This window comes from Streptococcus sp. ZY19097, assembly GCF_040731245.1.
Taxonomy (GTDB): domain Bacteria; phylum Bacillota; class Bacilli; order Lactobacillales; family Streptococcaceae; genus Streptococcus; species Streptococcus orisratti.
In genome coordinates this window covers 480801-499752 of the sequence record NZ_CP160400.1, presented here as the reverse complement: position 1 = coordinate 499752, position 18952 = coordinate 480801, and the positions used below count along the sequence as shown (strand labels likewise).

Below are 18952 nucleotides of genomic sequence, written 5' to 3'. Positions count from 1 at the left end.
TTCGTTATTTAAGCAAATTCAATCGTTTTTCCAACTGATTGATCGGGATTGTTTTCTTTGGTTGTTGGACTCCAAGTTTCGCCTGCATTTTGACAAGTAAATCTTGTTGGGCAGCAGTTCGACTGAAAGAATAACTCTCAGTCTCCATTCTATGTTCCTCTTGTTTGTCAAAGAGAATCTTGTCTGCAAAGCCCAGTTCAACAGCCTTTTTGGCATTGAACCAAGACTCTGAGTCCATGAGGTGTGATAGCTTGGTTCTTGAAAGTCCTGTTCTTAGTTCATAGGCATTGATGATGGATTCCTTAATTTCTCCCAACATTTCAATGACTTTCTGCATATCTTTGGCTTCACCTTGTGCCACTGTCCAAGGATTGTGTATCATCATCATGGCTACTGGACTCATAGAAACCGTTGTACCTGCCATTGCAATGACACTAGCAGCACTTGCGGCCAATCCATCAATCACTACATGGACATCACCTTTGTAATCCATCAACATGTTATAGATTTGAGCAGCCGCAAAAACATCACCCCCTGGACTATTAATCCAGAGGGTGATGTCTCCGCTTCCTGCATGTAAATCATTTTTAAATACTTGTGGCGTGACTTCATCGCCAAACCACGTCTCTTCAGCAATCTGTCCTTCAATACGAAGTGTTCGACCACTATCATCTTCTGTAAAATTCCAAAACTTATGCATCCATATCCTCCTCATATTGAGTTTCTTGTTCTAACGTTGCTTGTTTCATAAAGCCACCCGCATCCTTCAGTTTCGTCATATTGCCGTTTATCAAGTAGAGATTGCCTCCTTCCTCATCTGAAAGGAGATTCAAGTCCTCAAGTTCACGAATATCATTCGTCGATAGCCAGCCATTTTGTCTCCCAATCGCATAGCCGTTCATACGACTCTGATAATCGCCACGAAGAAGACCATCTACATTGAACTTCACAAAGTAGGTTTTCTTTTCTTCAGGTAAAAAAAGAGACCTCTTGAAAGCCTGTTCGAGACGAACTACCCAAGGGTCTAAGGTGTATTTAACAAATTCTAGAGATTGTTGCTCAATGTTTGAAAATGAGGATTTCTCCAAGTCACCAACCATATGAGGTGGAATGCGATAGAGCCTTGCAATTTCATTGATTTGAAATTTTCTTGTCTGAAGAAACTGAGCTTCTTCAGGTGGTATGCCTACTTGAGTGTATTTCATCCCTTCCTCAAGTACTGCCACCTTATGTGCATTGGTTACCCCATTATAGACTGCATTCCATGAATCTCTCACACGTTTTGGATCTTTGAGAATACCTGGGTGTTCCAAAACGCCACCTGGATTTGCACCATTTTTAAAGAATGATGCTCCATAGTTTTCCGTAGCCAATGTCATACCGATAGCATTTTTGGCAAGGGCAATTGGAGAATAACCGATCAAGCCATCAAAACCCAGACCAGGAACGTGGAGAACATCTTCTGCTCTCAAGATAGCATCACCCTTTTCCTTAAAGTTAGGATTTTCTTCTGACTGACGCTTGTATTTGTAATAGAGCTTTCCGCTTTCGTCCCGTTGAACAGACATCTTATCTGGTAAGAGTGGGTAAAGACTGATTACCTGTCCACTCCTATCTCGGATAATCTGGACATAGGCATTGCCCCATATCAGAAGATGGGTCATCAAGGTTTCTCTAAAGACAAAGGATGACATCTCAGGGTTAGGTTCATCATGTAAGAGAAAATAAAGGGGATGTTCCACCTTCTTCTCCTTTCCAGTTGCCGTTCTCTCATATACATGAATGGGTAATGAAGCAACTGCTTCAGCTAAGATACGGACACAAGCATACACAGCTGTCGTCTGCATAGCTTTAAACTCATCCACATTCTCCCCACTGGTCGTTCGTCCAAACAGATATGAGAAGTCCTGACCTTCATAACTATTTCGTGGTTTATCTCTAGCACGCTTACGTCCCAGTAAATCTAGTAATCCCATACTTCCTCCTTTTGAGTACGAAAAAAGCACCTCAATTGAAGTGCTTTTCGTTTATTCTTAGATGGTTTTCATCTCTCCTTCCTCAAGAAGATACCATGTTCTATCACTTTCTTGAAGTTATATCCTCAATAAGAAAAGTTTTAATGATTCCGAATGTATTCTAATATTGCATCATAATCTAATTCTGATGAAGCTACTCCAAGCCCTAGCTTCACTACTTCTTCATCAGTCTGATTTAATACAATGCCATTTAATTTTAGGAAAATAATCATGACAAACACTCCAATTCGCTTGTTCCCATCAAGGAAGGCATGATTATTAACTAGCGAATAACAAAGTCTAGCAGCCTTTTCTTCAATACTTGGATACTTCTCAACACCAAAATAAGTACTAAAAGCTGAAGATAGTGAAGATTCTATTAAACCAACATCCCTAACACCACCTAACCCCCCAGTAGCTTGAATTAACCTAGTGTGTAATTCAATAACCTGTTCAACAGTTAATACTTTCATTTTGCCAATTCCTTAAATGCATCAAGATGGCGTGATAAAACTGAAGTCGCGACTTCATCCAAAGTTGATTGTTCAACAACCGTAGGGGTTGCCTGTTCCTCTTTAATTAGACTCTGATAGTCCACTAATACATACTTTGGTGTGTTATTTTTCAATATTACTGCAGTACCATTCGTATCGACCATACGAGCTACCTTAGAAAAGTTTTGATTTGCTTCAGAAATAGAGACTAAGTTTTCAATATTGATTTGCATTGTAATATCCTCCTTTTCTCTATTCTACCACTTTTTAGGATATATTCAACCTATTTAGGTTATTTTCATCCTAAAAACTCAATATACCACGTTCATCATACACACTTCCTTCATCGGTTTGGTGACGAATACAACGGTCCAGCCCCATAATGAGTGCAACAATACCGTCAATCTTCTCGACTGACTTTTCCTTATCAGGCTTAATATTGCCAGCAGGGTCTTGTCTCATGACTACGTTTTGTCCCATCCATTTCAGAACTGGATGCCCACCATGTTGAATCTTGCCTTCCATCATAAGTTTATAGAGTTCCTTTGATGGTGGACTCATATCCTTGTATCCCTGACCGAAAGGCACCATGGTCAAGCCCATTCCTTCTAGATTCTGAACCATCTGTGTCGCATTCCAACGGTCATAGGCTATCTCCTTAATATGATAGATTTCCGATAAGTCTTCAATAAACTTTTCGATAAAACCATAGTGAACAACATTCCCCTCTGTAGTTTTGATGTAACCCTGACGCTCCCAAACATCATATAGAACGTGGTCACGTCGACATCTCAGTTCCAATGTATCCTCAGGTAGCCAGAAAAATGGCAGAACGATATAGTTCTCCTCTTCAAATCTAGGAGGGAATACCAAAACTAAGGCTGTTATATCTGATGTACTAGAAAGGTCTAAACCTGCATAACAGCTACGACCTTTGAGACTATCATATTGGATAGGATCATTTCCTTTGGCATAAACATGTTCCGGAATCCAAGCAACACTTGAGCTTGTCCACATATTTAGACGGAGCTGCTTAAAGACATTCTCTTCTGCAGGATTGTCTAGTGCCTGCTGGTAGGCTTCTCTAACTCGGTCAATCCCAATAGTATGCCCTAATGAAGGGTTGGCTTTGAGCCAGTTAGCTTCATCATTCCAATCATCTTCATCAGATAAACCATAAACCACTGGATAGAATGAAGTGTCTTTCTTTCTACCATTCAGAATATCCAATGCTTTGGTATGTAACTCATAACAGATAGAGTTTCTATCCGTTCCAGCTGTTGTGATAATAAAAAAGAGGGGTTGTTCCCTTGCGTCTCCTGACCCCTTGGTCAATACATCATACAAATGACGATTAGGCTGAGCGTGGATTTCATCAAAGACCAAGCCAGACACGTTTAGTCCATGTTTTGTTCCAGTCTCTGCAGAAAGAACTTGGTAAAACCCAGCGTTAGAATAATTTACAATACGCTTGGTAGCACCCATTATCTTTGAACGCTTTTCCAAAGGGCGACTCATCTGCACCATTTGCTTGGCTACATCAAACACGATTGACGCTTGGTTTCGGTCACAAGCCGCACCATAAACTTCTGCACTGGCTTCATTATCCGCATATAATAGATAAAGAGCGATAGCTGCCGCTAACTCAGACTTGCCATTCTTCTTTGGAATTTCTATATAGGCTGTCAAGAATTGGCGATTACCATCTTCCTTGACAATTCCAAATAGGTCACGGACAATCTGTTCCTGCCACGGCAACAAATCAAATCGCTTTCCAGCCCACTTGCCTTTGGTATGGGAAAGATTATTGATAAAGGTTACTGCCCTATCAGCCTTTGCCTTATCATAGTGTGAGGTTGGAAGCATGAATGGACTTGGTTCATAATGATAGCTCATAATATTCCTCCTAACAAATCTTCCATTTCATCGCCAGTACCAACTTCCGCATCCATCGTTGCCAGACGGTTACGTGCTGAAGGTGTCAAACCAAATTGTTCACAGAATTTAAGCATGATTTTGAGGTTGGTCTGGCTGATAGAGACTTGAGGGACTTGTTGGAGATAGCCATTCGGAGTTTTGATAATGGAGCCATGCTTGGATAGGAACTCTTCCGCCTCTTTCCAGCGAGCGTAAGCTTGACAATAACCTGCAAATGCAGTCATGTCCATTTCGGTTAAAATTCCCAGCTGTTCGAGAATTTTTCCCATCCGTTTCCACTCCTTCTTTGCATCATCTTCAAGCCACTGTGGGCAACGTGGGGCTTTTTGTTTGGGTTTGACTTCATTCGTAGGGAGTGGTCGCTTACCAGGATTTCCCTCAAGTATTTTCATATTCGTAGGCTTTGGTTTTCGCCCCCTGATTGCCACAATCTCACCTCCTTTAGAGTAAGAAAAAAGAACTCAATTCGAGTTCTTTCTTAAAGTTCATTAAAGTTATCAAGTACAGCCTGACAGACAGTTCTGTCAATATCGTCCATGTTATCTATTTCATTCCCATATCTATATTGGTAGATATATTTTCCATCTCTCCTGATAGTCAGTATTCTAATCCAAGCACCGTCTATATTCCTTGGGTCTGTTGTGTCTTCACGTAGAAACTCACAGACGTAATGTCTGTCTCCAACCGTTCGACTCATAATTTCCCACATCTCACATTACCTTTTCTACGATATCAATTCCATACAAAACATTTAGGCAACTGCCATTTTCCCACTTAACTAAGATTGAACCAATGTCGTCTACTCCAATCACAGTTCCAAGTGTTCCTTTGGGAACTGGATGTGGGTCATCCATTTTTACTAATTTAACCTTTGTACCAACCGGATAGATTGTTTTTAGGTTATTGAACATTTTTGCGTCTATGTTATTCTCCAATCTTTTCAAATGCCCACTTAACTGCATGTCCAAAGTCTTCGAATCTTCCTGCTTCTTGGTAAATGCGGTCAAATCTGCGTTCGAAGTTTTCAAACTCTTCAAGACTATCAGCCGTTTCGTAAATCTCAACTTCTGTTCCATTATACCCATTCGATGCAACGATGACCCAATCTTTGTAAGGAATGATGCTTGCGGTTGCTGGGTAGATTTCGTAAAGTTTTTCAAGTGTTGTTGTCATGGATGTGTTCTCCTCTTCCTTTGTTGTGTACATATTAACTCTAAAAGAGACATATATCCAGTCATTTCTCGATTATTTTGAAGATATTTTCGATATTTCTTCGCTTGCTAGAATGGCACAACCAATAGCATAGACAACTGTTACCGTCACACCATTCCCAGCTTGTTTATACAGTTGGGCATCGGAGTTTACTGCTTGGGCTTTCTCGAACAAATCATCCGAAAAACCTTGCAGGCGAAAACATTCTCTAGGGGTTAAACGTCTGATTTTTACAATTCGATCATTCCAAACCACAGCACCCATTTGACCACCACAGGAGAGGTTATGGGCAATTCCCTTCCCAACTCTTGCTCGTCTCGTTGGAGAGTTGGGATAAGATAAATCTACCGAATCTCCAACCTCTGCAACTTGATAACCTTGCTTCGTACCATTTCTGACCTTGATGCCTTCAAGAACACCATGGCGGTCTTGAGAGGTCAATGTGAACATTGGCTCATCCTGTTCTTTGAGCCTACGTCCATTTTGACGTTTGTTGATTCGATTGGGTGTCAGAATGGGTTGAATTTCGAGTACTCCAGAATTCATCGCAGTCCGTTTTGTAGCTCCAGCAGTATATCGTGCGGTGATACAACGTGCCTCATCTGTCAACTTTGGTTCGGTCAAAGATTGGTCAATTAGATAAAGACCTGTCTTAGCACCCAGTCCTCCACCCTCACCAACAAGAGTTGTAGCAATTCCACTAGGGTCGTAGACACGATAGCTTTGCATACCACCTACAAGTTGCTTAAGATGGCTACCGCTTTCTCCGCTGATAGGTAGTACTTTTCGTCGACCTCTGCTTCTAAGATGTCCGAGAGTATAGATGCGTTCTCGATTTTGGGGTACTCCGTAGTCTTTTGAATTGAACACTTGCCACTCAAGGTCGTACCCTGCTTCATCCAAGATAGAGAGATAGTCGAGATAATCTCGTCCCCCGCCACTTGATAAAAGTCCCTTAACATTTTCAAGGAGTATCCACTCGGGTTTATCTTCTTCCTTTTGGATTTGGAGGAGGTCAACAAATGTAAAAAAGAGTCCACTTCGTTCACCGTATAGTCCTGCTCGCTTCCCTGCGATAGACACATTTTGACAAGGGCTTCCCGCAGTCCATAAATCTGCTTTTGGAAGTTGTGTTGGGTCAATGTTTGTGATGTCGTCATGAAACCATTCTCCTTTCGTGTCATACATTGCTTCATAAGATTTTCGTGCAAACTTATCCTTTTCACAGTAACCGATACATTTGAAACCAGCTAGTTCCAAACCACGACGAAAACCACCCACTCCTGCAAAGAAATCAAGAAAGGTTAAGCTCATACCGTCTCCTCCCTATAATTTGTTAAAGCGAATGACTTATAATTCCTACATATTTTCTCAACTTTATTACGAATCCAGTTTGGTACTTCAGGAACTTTGTTATAACGACCGTACTCACCAAACAACAATTCAATGCCAACATTCCTAGCTTGGGTTGCCTCTAGGAATGTATCATAATAACCCAGGTGAATATCACGTTGAGAGATTTTGATTCTGGCACGATATTTTTGTCTTGGTTTATAATAACTAACCCCTGTTACTCCAGAAGTATTATTTGATTGTAGACCTTGATTTATTTGGTTTTGTTGATGCGTACAAAAACGAATATTCTCAGAACGATTATCAAAGGTATCTAGATTAATGTGGTCGATTTCATATCCATGGCGATGACCAAATAAGTAACGATGAAGATATTTGCCTTTCGCACAAATAATGTACGACTTTGCATCTTCATCGTTACTTTTATTTCGGTAGAAGTTAATATCTTCTATAAGTGAGAATCTGTCTCTATCAAACCTAAATTGAGTGCCATCTTTCAAAGTTCCTATACCAATTGAACCAATAAATGAATAGTGAACATTAGACATTACATCCCCCCTAACTGTTTCACTGCTTCTTCATAACTGATTGATTGACCTTCACGGACTACCGTCACATCTGTATTGTCCGTTGCTTCCATGTAGCGTTTCACAATGACATCCACAAACTTCTCATCAAGTTCAATCCCATAACAGATACGTCCTGTCTGGTCTGCCGCAATGAGGGTTGACCCAGACCCAAGGAAAGGATCCAATACCAAAGTCCCTCTCATGGATGAATTTTGAATAGGGTAAGCCATGAGCTGAATCGGCTTCATGGTTGGATGGTCTTTGCTGGACTTAGGACGGTCGTATTCCCAAATGGTCGTCTGTTTACGGTCACTGAACCATTGGTGTTTGCCTTTTTGACGCCACCCGTATAAGACTGGCTCATGTCGCCATTGATAAGGACTACGTCCAAGCACTAATGAGTTCTTCTTCCAAATGCAACATCCACTGAGATAAAAACCAGCATCCTTAAATGCCTTACGGAAGTTCAATCCTTCCGTATCCGCATGAAATACGTAGATTGAGGCGTCGACTTCCATGTGGTTCTCAACTTGAGTAAACATAGCTAAAAGAAACTGATAAAATTCAGAATCACCCATATTATCATTTTGAATTTTACCTGCCGTCTTTTCAACATCGCAATTATACGGCGGGTCTGTCACAACAAGATTGACTTTCTTATCACCTAAAAGTTGGTCGTAGGTTTCTGCCTTAGTTGAGTCACCACAAATCACTCGGTGTTTACCAAGTTGCCAGACGTCCCCACGTCTTGCTACTGTCGGTTTCTTCAACTCCTCGTCCACATCAAAGTCATCTTCAGATAACTCCTTGTCATGAATGTTGGAGAGAATGTCATCAATTTCTGGTGGTTCAAAACCAGTCAGGTCGAGATTGAAATCCGACTCCTGTAAATCCAAAAGCAAATCCGCCAAAAGCTGGTCGTCCCATTGACCGGTGATTTTGTTAAGGGCAATGTTTAGGGCCTTTTCATCTTCCTTGGATAAATCGACAATAACACATTTGGCAGTTTCATAGTCTAAGTCCTTCAATACAGTTAATCGTTGATGGCCACCAATTACCGTCAAGTCTTTATTGACGATGATGGGGTCAACGTAACCAAACTTGAGTAGGCTTTGCTTAATCTTTTCATACTCCTTGTCACCCATTTTGAGTTTTTTTCGAGGATTGTAGGAGGCTGGGTGTAGTTCAGATAATCGAATCTCTCTAATTTCCATTGTTGGTTGACTTGTCATTGGTTTCTCCTTTATAAAAGCGTGATTGGATGTAACACGAATGGCTACAATATTTTCTATTTGGATTGGCATAAGATAAAAATGACCTGCCACATTGCTGGCAAGTCAAATCTTCATATGCGGTTTTTGATTTATCGTGTTCGTCAGAATGTGTTGTCCACCAAACCTTACGACACTTATCCGAACAGAACTTCTTTGGTCTTCCTCTTTTATGAAATTTAAGTGTTTGATAACACTGAGGGCAACGGAGTCCGTCATTCTGGTCGGCTTTTGCCATTTGCTTTGTCGCCACTCCATGACCAAGCAATGCTGGATTTCGTTTACAGTATTTTTTAACAGAATCTCTAGACAGTCCTGTAGCCTTACCGATTAAGCCATAGCCAAGACCTTCTGCTCGCATTTTCCAGATTTGTTTGCGTTGACTTTCGTCCATTTGTTTTCCTTTCCAGCAAAAAAGGACTAAAAACAACTATTTTCTACATTGTTTCTAGCCTTTTTCACTATTTTATTACCAAAATGACATACTTTGGAACGCTACATCCCCACATTAGAAACGTGATAACGGTGGGAACGAACGTAATAATTGAGCGATTTTAATGTACCCGCTTGCGAATTTTGCGAAATTACACGTTTGAGGGGGCGTCGGTCTTAGTCTCCCAAGGTTTTAGAGATTTCATCCCCCCTCCCCCAATGGGTGAAAAATGAGATACTTTTGTAACGAAACTCCAAGACTAAAATCGATACGTATACTCCACATATCGGTCAGTCGTATTGGTCTTTCTGTCATGACAAGACTTACAAAGTGCTTGCCAGTTGGTTTGATTCCAAAAGAGTTCTTGGTCACCTCGGTGGGGTGTGATATGGTCAACAACAGTTGCCTTGGTCAGTTGACCTTTGGCTTTGCAATGAACACAGAGGGGATGAACTTTTAAGTAACGAAGTCGTGCTTTATTCCATTGGGCATTGTATCCTTTGGCTTTGGTTGACTTGGAATCCAGTTGGTGGTTTGCTTTATGGTTCTCACAATATTTCTGACCATAAGATACTAAGTTAGGACAACCATTTTGTTTACAAGGTATGCTTGGTCTTCTTGGCATTTTACTTCTCCCAAGGTAGATAGTCTTTCGTGAAATGCCCAAAGCAAGATGTTTTGGTGTAGTCTACATTCAAGAGATGAAGCTCTTTAATGATACCTTGTGGTGTTAAATCATACCGCTCACGAATCATTCCTTCCAGTTGTTTTGTGGTGTAGCGACTCGTTCCAAAGGTTTCTACATACACCGACACAGGTTCTGCAACTCCAATGGCGTAGGCTAATTGTACTTCACATCGTTTCGCATACCCTTCTCGTACAATATCCTTAGCAATCTTTCGTGCCATGTATGCTGCGGAGCGGTCAACCTTGCTTGGGTCTTTTCCAGAGAAGGCACCCCCACCATGATGTGCGAAACCACCATATGTATCTGCAACAATCTTACGTCCAGTAACTCCTGCATCCGCAAATGAACCACCAAGAACAAAACGTCCAGTTGGATTGACTAGAACGTTGAAATCTAGATTCTGATTGTAACGAAGAGCTACTGCCATCATAGCCTCAGTCACAATTCGCTTCACTTTGGCTAGGTCTACTGTATCTGCATGTTGGATGGAAACTAAGAAGGTGTCAATCCGTTTCTTCTCATATTCGTAGGATACCTGTGCCTTAGCGTCCTTTCCAAGTATGGGGTGGCCAAGTGACATCAGTTTCTCAAGGACTCGAGTGGCTAGAACATAAGGAAGGGGTAGGTACTCAGGTGTTTCATCTGTCGCATAACCGAACATCATTCCTTGGTCACCAGCACCACCATTATCAACACCTTTGGCAATATCAGAACTTTGGAGTCCAAGTAGGTTAGTTACCCGAACATTCTTCATACCAAGTGGCTCGACAACCTGACGTACAATGTTCTCGAGATTAAAGTAATGTCTAGTTGAAATTTCACCAGCTACCACAACTTGGTTATCCTTGATTAAGGTTTCAACTGCCACTCGACTTGATTTATCATACTTGAGACACTCCGTCAAAATGGCATCTGAAATCTGGTCACAGATTTTATCTGGGTGTCCAACCGACACTTGTTCACTAGAAATAATCATAATTCCTCCACGCAAAAAGCCCAACCCTTGGGCTAGGCTTTGGTTTATTTTACTGATTGTCGGCCTGCTTCGTAGGCTCTCTCCAATGCTCTTTTGATTCCCCAAACCGAAACATCGTAGAAATCAAGGTTGTCACTCCAACGTTTTTCCAAAGTTTCAACTAGTAGTTCTTCTTTAGCAATCTCTGTTAAAAGGGCATTGAGTTTTTCTTCTTGGCGTTTTGTCATTGTATTGTTCTCCTCTTCTTTTGTTGTGTACATATTAACTCTAAAAAGGAGATATATCCAGTCTTTTCTGCATTAATTTAAAGATATTTTAAACAGTTAAAACCAACAAAACCGCCTCAAGAATGGCTTCACGATTTTCTGTTTCAGGATAGATTTCCCATCCTCTGTCGTAAGAAACGATTGTTTCTTCAGCTACTTCAATATCTAATTTGAAAACACATCCAAGGTCAATTCCAACTTCTGAAGGTTGGGGACTAACCTTGGCAATGTAATCCACTTTTTGTCCTTGATAATCAATCCGTCCGTCAGTCCACATGGTTATTCTCCTTTGGTTTTTCTAGGTGTATATTACCCTATCAGCCAAAGAATATCCAGTCATTTGAGGGAGATTTTTATCTATTTTGACACTTACAATTCTACCACAAATTTTGACAAAGTGAGGTCAATGTTGGGTCACACTTAGTGCAGGGGTAGGTTACTGGTAGGTTAGGGAGAGGTCAGGGAGAGGTTACTTTTCCAAAGAAAATCCCATTTTCAGATAAACTTCCCTAACATGGTCTAAGACCTTACGTCGCCAATTTCTAACAGTACTTCGGCTAATATGAAACTCTCTCATCAAGCTATCCCAATTACTATCTGTCTTAAGCATGGATTGTGCAAAATCATACAAATCTCCCTTTAGAAATTTTAAAGCCATCTCAAAATTATCAAGGTCATTAGCCAATCGGATATACCGCTGAGATAAATCTGCCAATTGTTCCTCGTTTTCCTGAATCATCTTCTCACGAAAATTCAGTGCAATCATCTCTGATCGTCGATTGGTAGGTGTACTTTTAACCCTAGGTTCATCAGATTTCTCAAAAACTAGCGAACCAATAACCTCATTTTCTGTCACTGGTTTAAAATGATCCAAACGATACTTTAACATCTCCAAGTCACTTTTAAGTTCATTGTAATGCGTCAGAATGTGCTCTGCCTTATCCATCTGCTCCTCCTACTTGTGCTTTTACAGCTTCAATCAGCCGTTCTTGTTGTGCATCTTTGTTTTCTAGTGCCTTGAGGATTTCCTCATCAATCGTTCCTTCAGTCACAATGTGTTGGATAACAACTGTTTCAGCCTCCTGGCCTTGACGCCAAAGTCGTGCATTTGTTTGTTGGTATAGTTCCAACGACCATGTTAAACCAAACCAGACCAAGTTGTGACCACCTTTTTGGAGGTTCAACCCATGACCTGCTCCAGCTGGATGAAGTAAGCCAACTGGGACATTTCCCTTGTTCCATTCACGAATATCTTCTTCTGTTTTCAACACCCGACTCTTTACCCTGAGTTTTTCTAAACGATTAATAATCCGAGCTAAGTCATGTTTGAACCAATAGGCAACTAAGACAGGTTCTCCATTTGCGGATTCAAGGATATCTTCAAGGGCATCTAGTTTCTGTTCATGTAATGCCACAACCGTATGATCATCAGTATATACGGCTCCATTGGACAACTGAACTAACTTGTTCGTCAGGCTTGCAGCATTGGCGGCAGTCACTTCTAATCCATCTAACTCTGACATTACATACTCTTTCTTAAACTGACTGTACTTTTCTTTTTCCTTTTCTGACATACGCACCAGTTTCTTGGTTGAAATCAATTCAGGCATATCCAGATAGTCTAATGCTTTCATGGAAATGGTAATATCACTAATCTTGTCTTGAATTTGACACTCCGCATAGTCCATGGGGATGTATTCATAGACAATGTTTCCGTTGCGACGACCTTCTTCAAAGTAACGACTACGAAACTCACCAATGAATCGACCAAGGCGTTCTCCTCCGTCAATGACTTTAAACTCTGCAAACAAATCCATTAGTCCGTTTGAACTTGGTGTTCCAGTCAACCCAACGATACGTTTCATGTAAGGACGCATTGCCATAAAGGCTTTGAAACGCTTGGACTGCCAAGACTTGAAAGAACTCAATTCATCAATCACTACCATATCCCACTTGAAATAGGGACTACATTGTTCCACCAACCAAGGAAGGTTTTCACGATTGACAATATAGATATCCGCATCTTTCTGGAGAGCTACTTTTCGTTGCTTGGGAGTTCCCACAATTTTCGAATACCGTAAGTGACGCAACTCCGCCCATTGCTCAATCTCATCACTCCATACTGTATTTGCGACTCGAAGTGGGGCAATAACTAAAACCCCAGTGACTTCAAATCTATCAAACATCAATTCATTCACAGCGGATAATGTTGTAGCCGTCTTCCCCATCCCCATGTCTAGGATGACTGCTGCATAAGGGTGACCTATGATGAAGTCCTTGGCGACTACCTGATAGTTATGTAATGTCAATTTCATCTAGCACCTCTCCAATCATCTCAATTCGGTCAATAACGTAAACCTTGAAACCTAACCGCTCGAACAGTTTATGCCTTGACACTTGCAACATCCTTGGCTTTTGGTCAGGAGCTTTTACTTCCACCAAGCCAAACTTGCCATTGGGTAAAAACACCAAGCGATCTGGCACACCAGAAAAGGATGGTGATACCCACTTAGGACAAATCCCTCCACGCTTTTTCACTTCAATTACTAACTTCTGTTCAACAATTTTTTCTCTCATAACTGATCCTTTCGTCAAAACATCGCCAAGGTAAAAGTGCAGGTCAAGGTAGTCAGTTCCTTAACTTTCCTATATATTTTTTTATTCTTTTTATTTTTTCTTATATACAAGTTATAGAAATGACCTTCTAGACCTGCACTTTGAAAATCCCCTATGGCAACTTTTGTATGTGACCTTCTAGACCTGCACTTTTGACCATTAATGCAGGTCGTGACAATCCATTTCAAAACTCTCTACAGTTTTCAAAAAGAATAAAAATAAGATTTTGAAATGAGTTTACTTTTCGCCTATCACGACCGTCACTACTATTCCTTGGGTGAGTATGACGATCTGCACCGACTGTCACGCCTTAATTAAGAAAATCATCGTCTTCTTTCAGTCGTAAACCTTGAACAATCATTCCTTTACTTGTCTTTTTCTTGGTGAAACCAGCGTTAGCTAGGGCAGTATAAAAATCTGTTGTGCTGCGCGTGTACTCATTTACCTTTAAGCAATAAGTACGGTAAGTGGAGTATAGTTCTCCCGACTTCTCCGTGAAAGTAGCGTCAACATCGCAACAATCTGACAAGAACTGCCCCATCCAATCGTTTGCTTCACGGTAGGCAGCTACCGATTCTTGAACGACCTTTGGCAAAGTAAACTTGAAGTGAGCTTTGACGGATTTTTCTGCCCCTTCAATAATCCAAGTCATGATGGCTGGTGCTGCTTCATCGTAAAGGTAGTCCGCAAAATTCTTGACATCACTACGACCAGTAATCTTGGCATTGAAAGGAATGACAATCAGACGTCGCCAAATCCCATCATCGTTCGCTCCAACTTTAGGAAGGTGGTTAGTGTAAAGCACTAGCGTATGAGATGGGACAAAATGAAACGGTGCTTTGTACTTCTTCTCAGCCAAGATTTCATCAGTAGAACAGAGCTGTTTCACCATGGAGGTATTTAACCTCATGCCCTCACTCATCTCTGATGCAATGATGAGGCGTTTGCCTTTTAGTTCAGCCATTTCTGGACTGACATTACGACGAACACTCATAGTAAGCGCATCGGCAGACAGTTTGCCTGAATAGTTCCCAAGCACTCTTGCGATAGTGTTCCAGAAGGTAGACTTACCGTTCGCACCACTGCCGTAAGCAATAATGAGATGCTCTTGATAAACCTTACCGATGGCTGCCATACCAACCACCATCTGAACGTAGTCAATCAATTCTTGATCCCCACAGAAGAAGGTGGCAAGCGTCTCCAACCACAAACCTTTTCCTTTATCACTTGGAGAGGCTGTCGCCATTTTAGTCAAATAATCTGATGACACATGGTCTTTAACACCAGCTAGTCCTTTTGACAGGTCGATTGTGGCATTAGGTGTGTTCAGCAACATTTCATTATTATCAAATTCAGAGACACTCATCCGAACCATGTGCTTGGCAGTTTTGACAATAGCTGAGAGGTTGCGATAATCTCGGTACTTCATGACAAATTTATGGAAATCAAATGCCCTCTTATACTCCTTGAAAGCAGATGATTGTACTGGAGTGTCTATCGCCTTTTCTAGTACCTTAAGCCCTTTAAAAATCAACTCCTCTGGAATCCCTGTCTGAATCAGTTTTTTGGTTTTATCTTCCAAATCACCATTCGCAACCTCTAGCTGCTCATCTAAGAATGTATGAACTTGACGCATGGCTAATTGCTCATCCTCTACCCAGTATTTTCCGTTATAGGCTAGGTAATCTGTCTCACGTGTGAAGGCAATCCTATCTCCAAACTCACGAGCTAGTAAACCCGCTTCACCAATATCAGTAAAATCATCTGGACGCATCGCTTCATTATTGAAAACATCAGGTGCCACATAGCCTTTGGAGTTCTGAATCGTATTATTGTAGAATCGAACGGCACTACCCCAGATGGTGTCTAACTCCGCCTTATCTAGAGGAGGAACACATTTTTGAGCTTGTTCATCAAAGCCATCTCTTGCTTCTTTCGTTACTCCCAAGCGTTTTAGGATCTTAGCTGCAAATACAGACATCGTTGAATTACGACTCCCTTGCTGGATTGGTCCACTTGTAGGAGTATAGAAGTCTGCATCGAAATCTTCCTCATCATCAATAGACACAGCTTGAAACAAATCTTCATCAATAGTTAGCCATGAATCATGCCATATAACCTGTGCATTGGGATTTCCAAAGAAAAACCTTGCCGCATCCTTGGCATGATCATCAAAAAACTTGTATTGATTACAGAGTTCTTCCTTCATGGCTACATAAATATCTTTATCAGTTACCTCATTGATTTGGAAATAAATATGAAATTTTGGTCTTGGAGCTTTTCCTGCCTTAGCCTGCATATGACTTCGACTAGTTACCAAGGCAAAGTTATAATCCGCAAAGATTTCTTTTAGTCTCTCTACAGCTATCCACTCTTCTGGATTTTCAGAATGGTCATTATCAATATCCATGACCAGTACATCTGACTTGATGAAATTGGCATTTGAGCGTGTATTGTTTAAAAACAGCCCCGCCACATGGTCGAATTGCACAACAGTTTGTAGCGATATTTCATCAGTAATAGCTACTTGATTGGGGTAGACAGTGGTTGTCTGAACCCCAGTCTGTCCTGAATGAGATAAGGTAAATTGCATTATGCACCCTCCATATTTTTGCAGTATTTTTAGAAATATATCTTCTTAACTTACTAAGTAAGAATCTGACAAATCTTTCCGCTCTCTCAGAAAAAATTATTCAAAAAAATAGAAGTTTCCTATTAAATTGCACAGGAAACTTTTTTGATACTCAAAATTTTTTCAAATCTAACGGAAAAACATCACTTGGTTCTACTTAGTAATGTGTAAGGGATATGGCTAAAAAAAATCTCTTACAAAGTGGAAAAATTAATCAAAACCTTACTTAGTAAGATAGGAGGACCAAATATGGTAAACGAACCATACATCAAACCTGATGAAAACGTAGCTGATACTCTCATCGCTATCAGCGTCATCTCAAAACTACTCGCTCGGAAAATTATGGAGGAAGAAAACAATGAGCAAAATGAAAGAACTGAATAGACTAATTCATGATATGGAAGAAACTGCAAAGTACTACCTTCGATTGGTGGATGAGTTCAAAAAACTCCTATCTACTGATGATGAAACAGTACCTAAATCAAATCCACCAAAAAATGAACTACAAAAGGAAATTCAATTGGAGGATGTCCGTGCAGTCCTTGCAACAAAGGCAAAAGATGGCTTTAAGAATGAGGTTCGTGCTCTTCTAAATGCATACGGTGCTTCTTCTCTATCAGCTCTTGACCCTAAACACTTTGCGGCAGTCCTTGAAGAAGCTGGAGGGATTGGTAATGACTAACCACGCCATTCTATCTGCTTCTGCATCACATCGTTGGTTGAACTGCCCACCTTCCATTCGGTTAACAGAAGATATGCCAGATGTAAACTCTGAGTTTGCCCTTGAAGGTACGGATGCTCACGAGTTATGTGCTTATCTAGTCGAGAAAGCTTTAGGTAGGAATGCGCGTGATCCAACTGAGGATTTGGCATTTTACAACGATGACATGCAGAATTGCGCAGAAGAATACCGCAACTATGTCATGGAGCAAGTTGAGAAAGCCAGAGGCTACTCTCGTGACCCTACAGTTCTTATCGAACAACGACTGGACTTTTCTAAGTGGGTACCTGAAGGATTTGGAACTGGAGATTGCCTTATTGTGGCAGATGGACTTCTTCAGGTTATTGATTATAAGCACGGACTTGGTGTTCTAGTTGATGCAGACCATAACCCACAAATGATGTGTTATGCCCTAGGTGCTCTTGAGATGTTTGATGGGCTTTATGATTTCGATAAAGTCACCATGACCATCTTTCAACCACGAAAACATAACATATCTACCTTTGAGATAGAAAAGACTGAGTTGCTTGAATGGGCTGAAAATGAACTCGCTCCAAAAGCTGAACTTGCATTCAAAGGTGAGGGAGAAATGGAGTCTGGTAAACACTGCCAATTCTGCAAACTCAAGAATGTCTGTCGCAAACGTGCTGAGGATAATTTGGCACTAGCTAAGATGGAGTTTGCAAAGCCAGAAACACTAGATAACGAGGACATTGCAGAGATTTTGCCTAAACTAGATTTGTTGATTTCATGGGCAAATGACATCAAAGCATATGCTTTAAATCAAGCGACCGAAGGACATCACATCCCAGGATACAAACTGGTTGAAGGTCGCTCTGTTCGTAAATTTTCAGACGAAGCTGCCGTGAGTCAAGCTGTGATTGAAGCTGGCTTCGACCCTTACGAGAAGAAACTGCTCACTATCACTGCCATGACCAAACTCCTCGGCAAGAAAACCTTTAATGACCTCCTTGGTGGTCTCATAATAAAGCCAAGTGGTAAACCAACACTCGTTCCAATTGACGATAGCCGTCAAGAGATGAACCTAGCCAAACATGAATTTAAAGAGGAATAACTATATGACAACTAAAGTAATTACAGGACCAAACACTCGCTTCAGCTACTTAAATGCCAATGAGCCCAAGTCAATTAACGGTAGTATTCCCAAGTACAGTGCCTCACTCATCATCCCAAAAGAGGATACTGTCACCATTAACAAAATCAATGCCGCTATTGAGCAAGCATACAAAGAAGGTGAGTCAAAACTCAAGGGCAACGGTAAATCTGTACCTGCATTATCTACTCTAAAAACTCCACTTCGTGATGGTGACCTTGAACGCCCGGATGATGAAGCATACAAAAATGCTTACTTTGTGAATGCCAACTCTCCACACAAACCTGGGGTGGTTGACGGAAATCGTCAAGAAATCATTGATACATCAGAATTGTATTCAGGCATCTACGGACGTGCTTCTATTACCTTCTACGCATTTAATTCCAATGGCAATAAAGGGATTGCTTGCGGTTTGAATAACTTGCAAAAATTGCGTGATGGCGAGCCCCTCGGTGGTCGCACTCGTGCTGAAGATGATTTTGCGACAGAAGACGATGATGACTTTTTGAACTAGAAAGAGAGAATTAGATTAATGATGTATACTATTTTAACTTGTACTATTATGAGCCTCTGGGTGCTTATCGGACTATACTTCGGATATATGACCATTAGAGATGACATTCGAAATGAAATGGAACGAAAGGCAAAGCAAAA

25 protein-coding genes are annotated in these 18952 nt (G+C 41.0%); 4 read left to right on the top strand and 21 right to left on the bottom strand.

Annotated elements, in window-relative coordinates:
- Positions 1-4 precede the first annotated feature (4 nt).
- From ABZ559_RS02555 to ABZ559_RS02455, 21 genes are all read right to left on the bottom strand, one after another.
- Positions 5-700, bottom strand: a complete 696-nt coding sequence (locus ABZ559_RS02555) for a head maturation protease, ClpP-related (RefSeq protein ID WP_024416040.1) — start codon at positions 698-700, stop codon at positions 5-7.
- Positions 693-1976, bottom strand: a complete 1284-nt coding sequence (locus tag ABZ559_RS02550; RefSeq protein ID WP_099832202.1) for a phage portal protein — start codon at positions 1974-1976, stop codon at positions 693-695. Before ABZ559_RS02550 ends, ABZ559_RS02555 begins: the two co-directional genes overlap by 8 nt.
- 140 nt (positions 1977-2116) lie before the next feature.
- Positions 2117-2488: a type II toxin-antitoxin system death-on-curing family toxin gene (locus ABZ559_RS02545; protein ID WP_099832203.1), complete on the bottom strand. Its 372-nt coding sequence runs from the start codon at positions 2486-2488 to the stop codon at positions 2117-2119.
- Complete coding sequence (locus tag ABZ559_RS02540) at positions 2485-2742, bottom strand: type II toxin-antitoxin system Phd/YefM family antitoxin (protein WP_018374772.1); 258 nt, start codon at positions 2740-2742, stop codon at positions 2485-2487. The genes ABZ559_RS02545 and ABZ559_RS02540 overlap by 4 nt, the downstream gene beginning before the upstream one ends.
- Before the next feature lie 70 nt (positions 2743-2812).
- Entirely contained in the window at positions 2813-4405 is a 1593-nt protein-coding gene (locus tag ABZ559_RS02535; RefSeq protein ID WP_024376939.1) for a terminase TerL endonuclease subunit, read from the bottom strand.
- The gene (locus ABZ559_RS02530; RefSeq protein WP_164683095.1) at positions 4402-4875 is read right to left on the bottom strand and encodes a phage terminase small subunit P27 family; all 474 of its coding nucleotides are present in this window, start codon (positions 4873-4875) and stop codon (positions 4402-4404) included. Before ABZ559_RS02530 ends, ABZ559_RS02535 begins: the two co-directional genes overlap by 4 nt.
- Before the next feature lie 50 nt (positions 4876-4925).
- The gene (locus ABZ559_RS02525) at positions 4926-5156 is read right to left on the bottom strand and encodes a hypothetical protein (protein ID WP_205027296.1); all 231 of its coding nucleotides are present in this window, start codon (positions 5154-5156) and stop codon (positions 4926-4928) included.
- 1 nt (position 5157) lies between these two features.
- A complete protein-coding gene (locus ABZ559_RS02520; RefSeq protein WP_205027345.1) occupies positions 5158-5370 on the bottom strand; it encodes a DUF4314 domain-containing protein in 213 nt (70 codons plus the stop codon).
- A gap of 1 nt (position 5371) precedes the next feature.
- Complete coding sequence (locus ABZ559_RS02515) at positions 5372-5620, bottom strand: hypothetical protein (RefSeq protein ID WP_105208217.1); 249 nt, start codon at positions 5618-5620, stop codon at positions 5372-5374.
- Between the two features lie 72 nt (positions 5621-5692).
- Positions 5693-6973, bottom strand: a complete 1281-nt coding sequence (gene dcm, locus ABZ559_RS02510; protein ID WP_105131009.1) for a DNA cytosine methyltransferase — start codon at positions 6971-6973, stop codon at positions 5693-5695.
- Positions 6970-7560: an HNH endonuclease gene (locus ABZ559_RS02505; protein WP_024407638.1), complete on the bottom strand. Its 591-nt coding sequence runs from the start codon at positions 7558-7560 to the stop codon at positions 6970-6972. The genes dcm and ABZ559_RS02505 overlap by 4 nt, the downstream gene beginning before the upstream one ends.
- Positions 7560-8813: a site-specific DNA-methyltransferase gene (locus ABZ559_RS02500; RefSeq protein ID WP_105131010.1), complete on the bottom strand. Its 1254-nt coding sequence runs from the start codon at positions 8811-8813 to the stop codon at positions 7560-7562. Before ABZ559_RS02500 ends, ABZ559_RS02505 begins: the two co-directional genes overlap by 1 nt.
- Positions 8785-9246, bottom strand: coding sequence for a helix-turn-helix domain-containing protein (locus tag ABZ559_RS02495; RefSeq protein WP_114866565.1), 462 nt, complete (start codon positions 9244-9246; stop codon positions 8785-8787). The genes ABZ559_RS02500 and ABZ559_RS02495 overlap by 29 nt, the downstream gene beginning before the upstream one ends.
- A 298-nt stretch (positions 9247-9544) precedes the next feature.
- Positions 9545-9910, bottom strand: coding sequence for an HNH endonuclease (locus tag ABZ559_RS02490; RefSeq protein WP_105131012.1), 366 nt, complete (start codon positions 9908-9910; stop codon positions 9545-9547).
- A 1-nt stretch (position 9911) separates the two neighbouring features.
- Entirely contained in the window at positions 9912-10949 is a 1038-nt protein-coding gene (gene metK, locus ABZ559_RS02485; RefSeq protein WP_105131013.1) for a methionine adenosyltransferase, read from the bottom strand.
- A 44-nt stretch (positions 10950-10993) separates the two neighbouring features.
- Positions 10994-11176, bottom strand: coding sequence for a hypothetical protein (locus ABZ559_RS02480; protein ID WP_014638129.1), 183 nt, complete (start codon positions 11174-11176; stop codon positions 10994-10996).
- Between the two features lie 88 nt (positions 11177-11264).
- Positions 11265-11492, bottom strand: coding sequence for a hypothetical protein (locus ABZ559_RS02475; RefSeq protein ID WP_029180475.1), 228 nt, complete (start codon positions 11490-11492; stop codon positions 11265-11267).
- Positions 11493-11684: 192 nt separating this feature from the next.
- Positions 11685-12161, bottom strand: coding sequence for a hypothetical protein (locus ABZ559_RS02470; RefSeq protein ID WP_029180474.1), 477 nt, complete (start codon positions 12159-12161; stop codon positions 11685-11687).
- A complete protein-coding gene (locus ABZ559_RS02465) occupies positions 12154-13530 on the bottom strand; it encodes a DEAD/DEAH box helicase (RefSeq protein WP_367007158.1) in 1377 nt (458 codons plus the stop codon). Before ABZ559_RS02465 ends, ABZ559_RS02470 begins: the two co-directional genes overlap by 8 nt.
- Positions 13511-13792 (bottom strand): VRR-NUC domain-containing protein, encoded by a 282-nt coding sequence (locus ABZ559_RS02460; RefSeq protein ID WP_024411454.1) that lies wholly within the window; start codon positions 13790-13792, stop codon positions 13511-13513. The genes ABZ559_RS02465 and ABZ559_RS02460 overlap by 20 nt, the downstream gene beginning before the upstream one ends.
- Before the next feature lie 349 nt (positions 13793-14141).
- On the bottom strand, positions 14142-16424 hold the full coding sequence (locus ABZ559_RS02455; RefSeq protein WP_024411455.1) for a phage/plasmid primase, P4 family: 2283 nt from the start codon (positions 16422-16424) through the stop codon (positions 14142-14144).
- Between the two features lie 288 nt (positions 16425-16712).
- Here ABZ559_RS02455 and ABZ559_RS02450 point away from each other — a divergent pair, with 288 nt between their 5' ends.
- The 4 genes from ABZ559_RS02450 to ABZ559_RS02435 are packed head-to-tail and all read left to right on the top strand — an operon-like array spanning position 16713 to position 18812.
- Entirely contained in the window at positions 16713-16847 is a 135-nt protein-coding gene (locus ABZ559_RS02450) for a hypothetical protein (protein ID WP_256547040.1), read from the top strand.
- Entirely contained in the window at positions 16822-17145 is a 324-nt protein-coding gene (locus tag ABZ559_RS02445; protein ID WP_024411456.1) for a hypothetical protein, read from the top strand. The genes ABZ559_RS02450 and ABZ559_RS02445 overlap by 26 nt, the downstream gene beginning before the upstream one ends.
- Positions 17138-18259 carry a DUF2800 domain-containing protein gene (locus ABZ559_RS02440; protein ID WP_024411457.1) on the top strand — a complete coding sequence of 374 codons (1122 nt, stop codon included), beginning with the start codon at positions 17138-17140 and terminating at the stop codon, positions 18257-18259. Before ABZ559_RS02445 ends, ABZ559_RS02440 begins: the two co-directional genes overlap by 8 nt.
- Before the next feature lie 4 nt (positions 18260-18263).
- On the top strand, positions 18264-18812 hold the full coding sequence (locus tag ABZ559_RS02435) for a DUF2815 family protein (RefSeq protein WP_024411458.1): 549 nt from the start codon (positions 18264-18266) through the stop codon (positions 18810-18812).
- Positions 18813-18952 lie beyond the last annotated feature (140 nt).

Bases quoted from the DNA above. Each gene is read 5' to 3' on its own strand.
- ABZ559_RS02550 (WP_099832202.1), bottom strand. From the start codon at position 1,976: ATGGGATTACTAGATTTACTGGGACGTAAGCGTGCTAGAGATAAACCA.
- ABZ559_RS02435 (WP_024411458.1), top strand. From the start codon at position 18,264: ATGACAACTAAAGTAATTACAGGACCAAACACTCGCTTCAGCTACTTA.
- dcm (WP_105131009.1), bottom strand. From the start codon at position 6,973: ATGAGCTTAACCTTTCTTGATTTCTTTGCAGGAGTGGGTGGTTTTCGT.
- ABZ559_RS02545 (WP_099832203.1), bottom strand. From the start codon at position 2,488: ATGAAAGTATTAACTGTTGAACAGGTTATTGAATTACACACTAGGTTA.
- ABZ559_RS02495 (WP_114866565.1), bottom strand. From the start codon at position 9,246: ATGGACGAAAGTCAACGCAAACAAATCTGGAAAATGCGAGCAGAAGGT.
- ABZ559_RS02540 (WP_018374772.1), bottom strand. From the start codon at position 2,742: ATGCAAATCAATATTGAAAACTTAGTCTCTATTTCTGAAGCAAATCAA.
- ABZ559_RS02525 (WP_205027296.1), bottom strand. From the start codon at position 5,156: ATGTGGGAAATTATGAGTCGAACGGTTGGAGACAGACATTACGTCTGT.
- ABZ559_RS02535 (WP_024376939.1), bottom strand. From the start codon at position 4,405: ATGAGCTATCATTATGAACCAAGTCCATTCATGCTTCCAACCTCACAC.
- ABZ559_RS02490 (WP_105131012.1), bottom strand. From the start codon at position 9,910: ATGCCAAGAAGACCAAGCATACCTTGTAAACAAAATGGTTGTCCTAAC.
- ABZ559_RS02470 (WP_029180474.1), bottom strand. From the start codon at position 12,161: ATGGATAAGGCAGAGCACATTCTGACGCATTACAATGAACTTAAAAGT.
- ABZ559_RS02455 (WP_024411455.1), bottom strand. From the start codon at position 16,424: ATGCAATTTACCTTATCTCATTCAGGACAGACTGGGGTTCAGACAACC.
- ABZ559_RS02500 (WP_105131010.1), bottom strand. From the start codon at position 8,813: ATGACAAGTCAACCAACAATGGAAATTAGAGAGATTCGATTATCTGAA.
- ABZ559_RS02480 (WP_014638129.1), bottom strand. From the start codon at position 11,176: ATGACAAAACGCCAAGAAGAAAAACTCAATGCCCTTTTAACAGAGATT.
- ABZ559_RS02450 (WP_256547040.1), top strand. From the start codon at position 16,713: ATGGTAAACGAACCATACATCAAACCTGATGAAAACGTAGCTGATACT.
- ABZ559_RS02515 (WP_105208217.1), bottom strand. From the start codon at position 5,620: ATGACAACAACACTTGAAAAACTTTACGAAATCTACCCAGCAACCGCA.
- ABZ559_RS02465 (WP_367007158.1), bottom strand. From the start codon at position 13,530: ATGAAATTGACATTACATAACTATCAGGTAGTCGCCAAGGACTTCATC.
- ABZ559_RS02475 (WP_029180475.1), bottom strand. From the start codon at position 11,492: ATGTGGACTGACGGACGGATTGATTATCAAGGACAAAAAGTGGATTAC.
- ABZ559_RS02440 (WP_024411457.1), top strand. From the start codon at position 17,138: ATGACTAACCACGCCATTCTATCTGCTTCTGCATCACATCGTTGGTTG.
- ABZ559_RS02445 (WP_024411456.1), top strand. From the start codon at position 16,822: ATGAGCAAAATGAAAGAACTGAATAGACTAATTCATGATATGGAAGAA.
- ABZ559_RS02460 (WP_024411454.1), bottom strand. From the start codon at position 13,792: ATGAGAGAAAAAATTGTTGAACAGAAGTTAGTAATTGAAGTGAAAAAG.
- ABZ559_RS02555 (WP_024416040.1), bottom strand. From the start codon at position 700: ATGCATAAGTTTTGGAATTTTACAGAAGATGATAGTGGTCGAACACTT.
- ABZ559_RS02505 (WP_024407638.1), bottom strand. From the start codon at position 7,560: ATGTCTAATGTTCACTATTCATTTATTGGTTCAATTGGTATAGGAACT.
- metK (WP_105131013.1), bottom strand. From the start codon at position 10,949: ATGATTATTTCTAGTGAACAAGTGTCGGTTGGACACCCAGATAAAATC.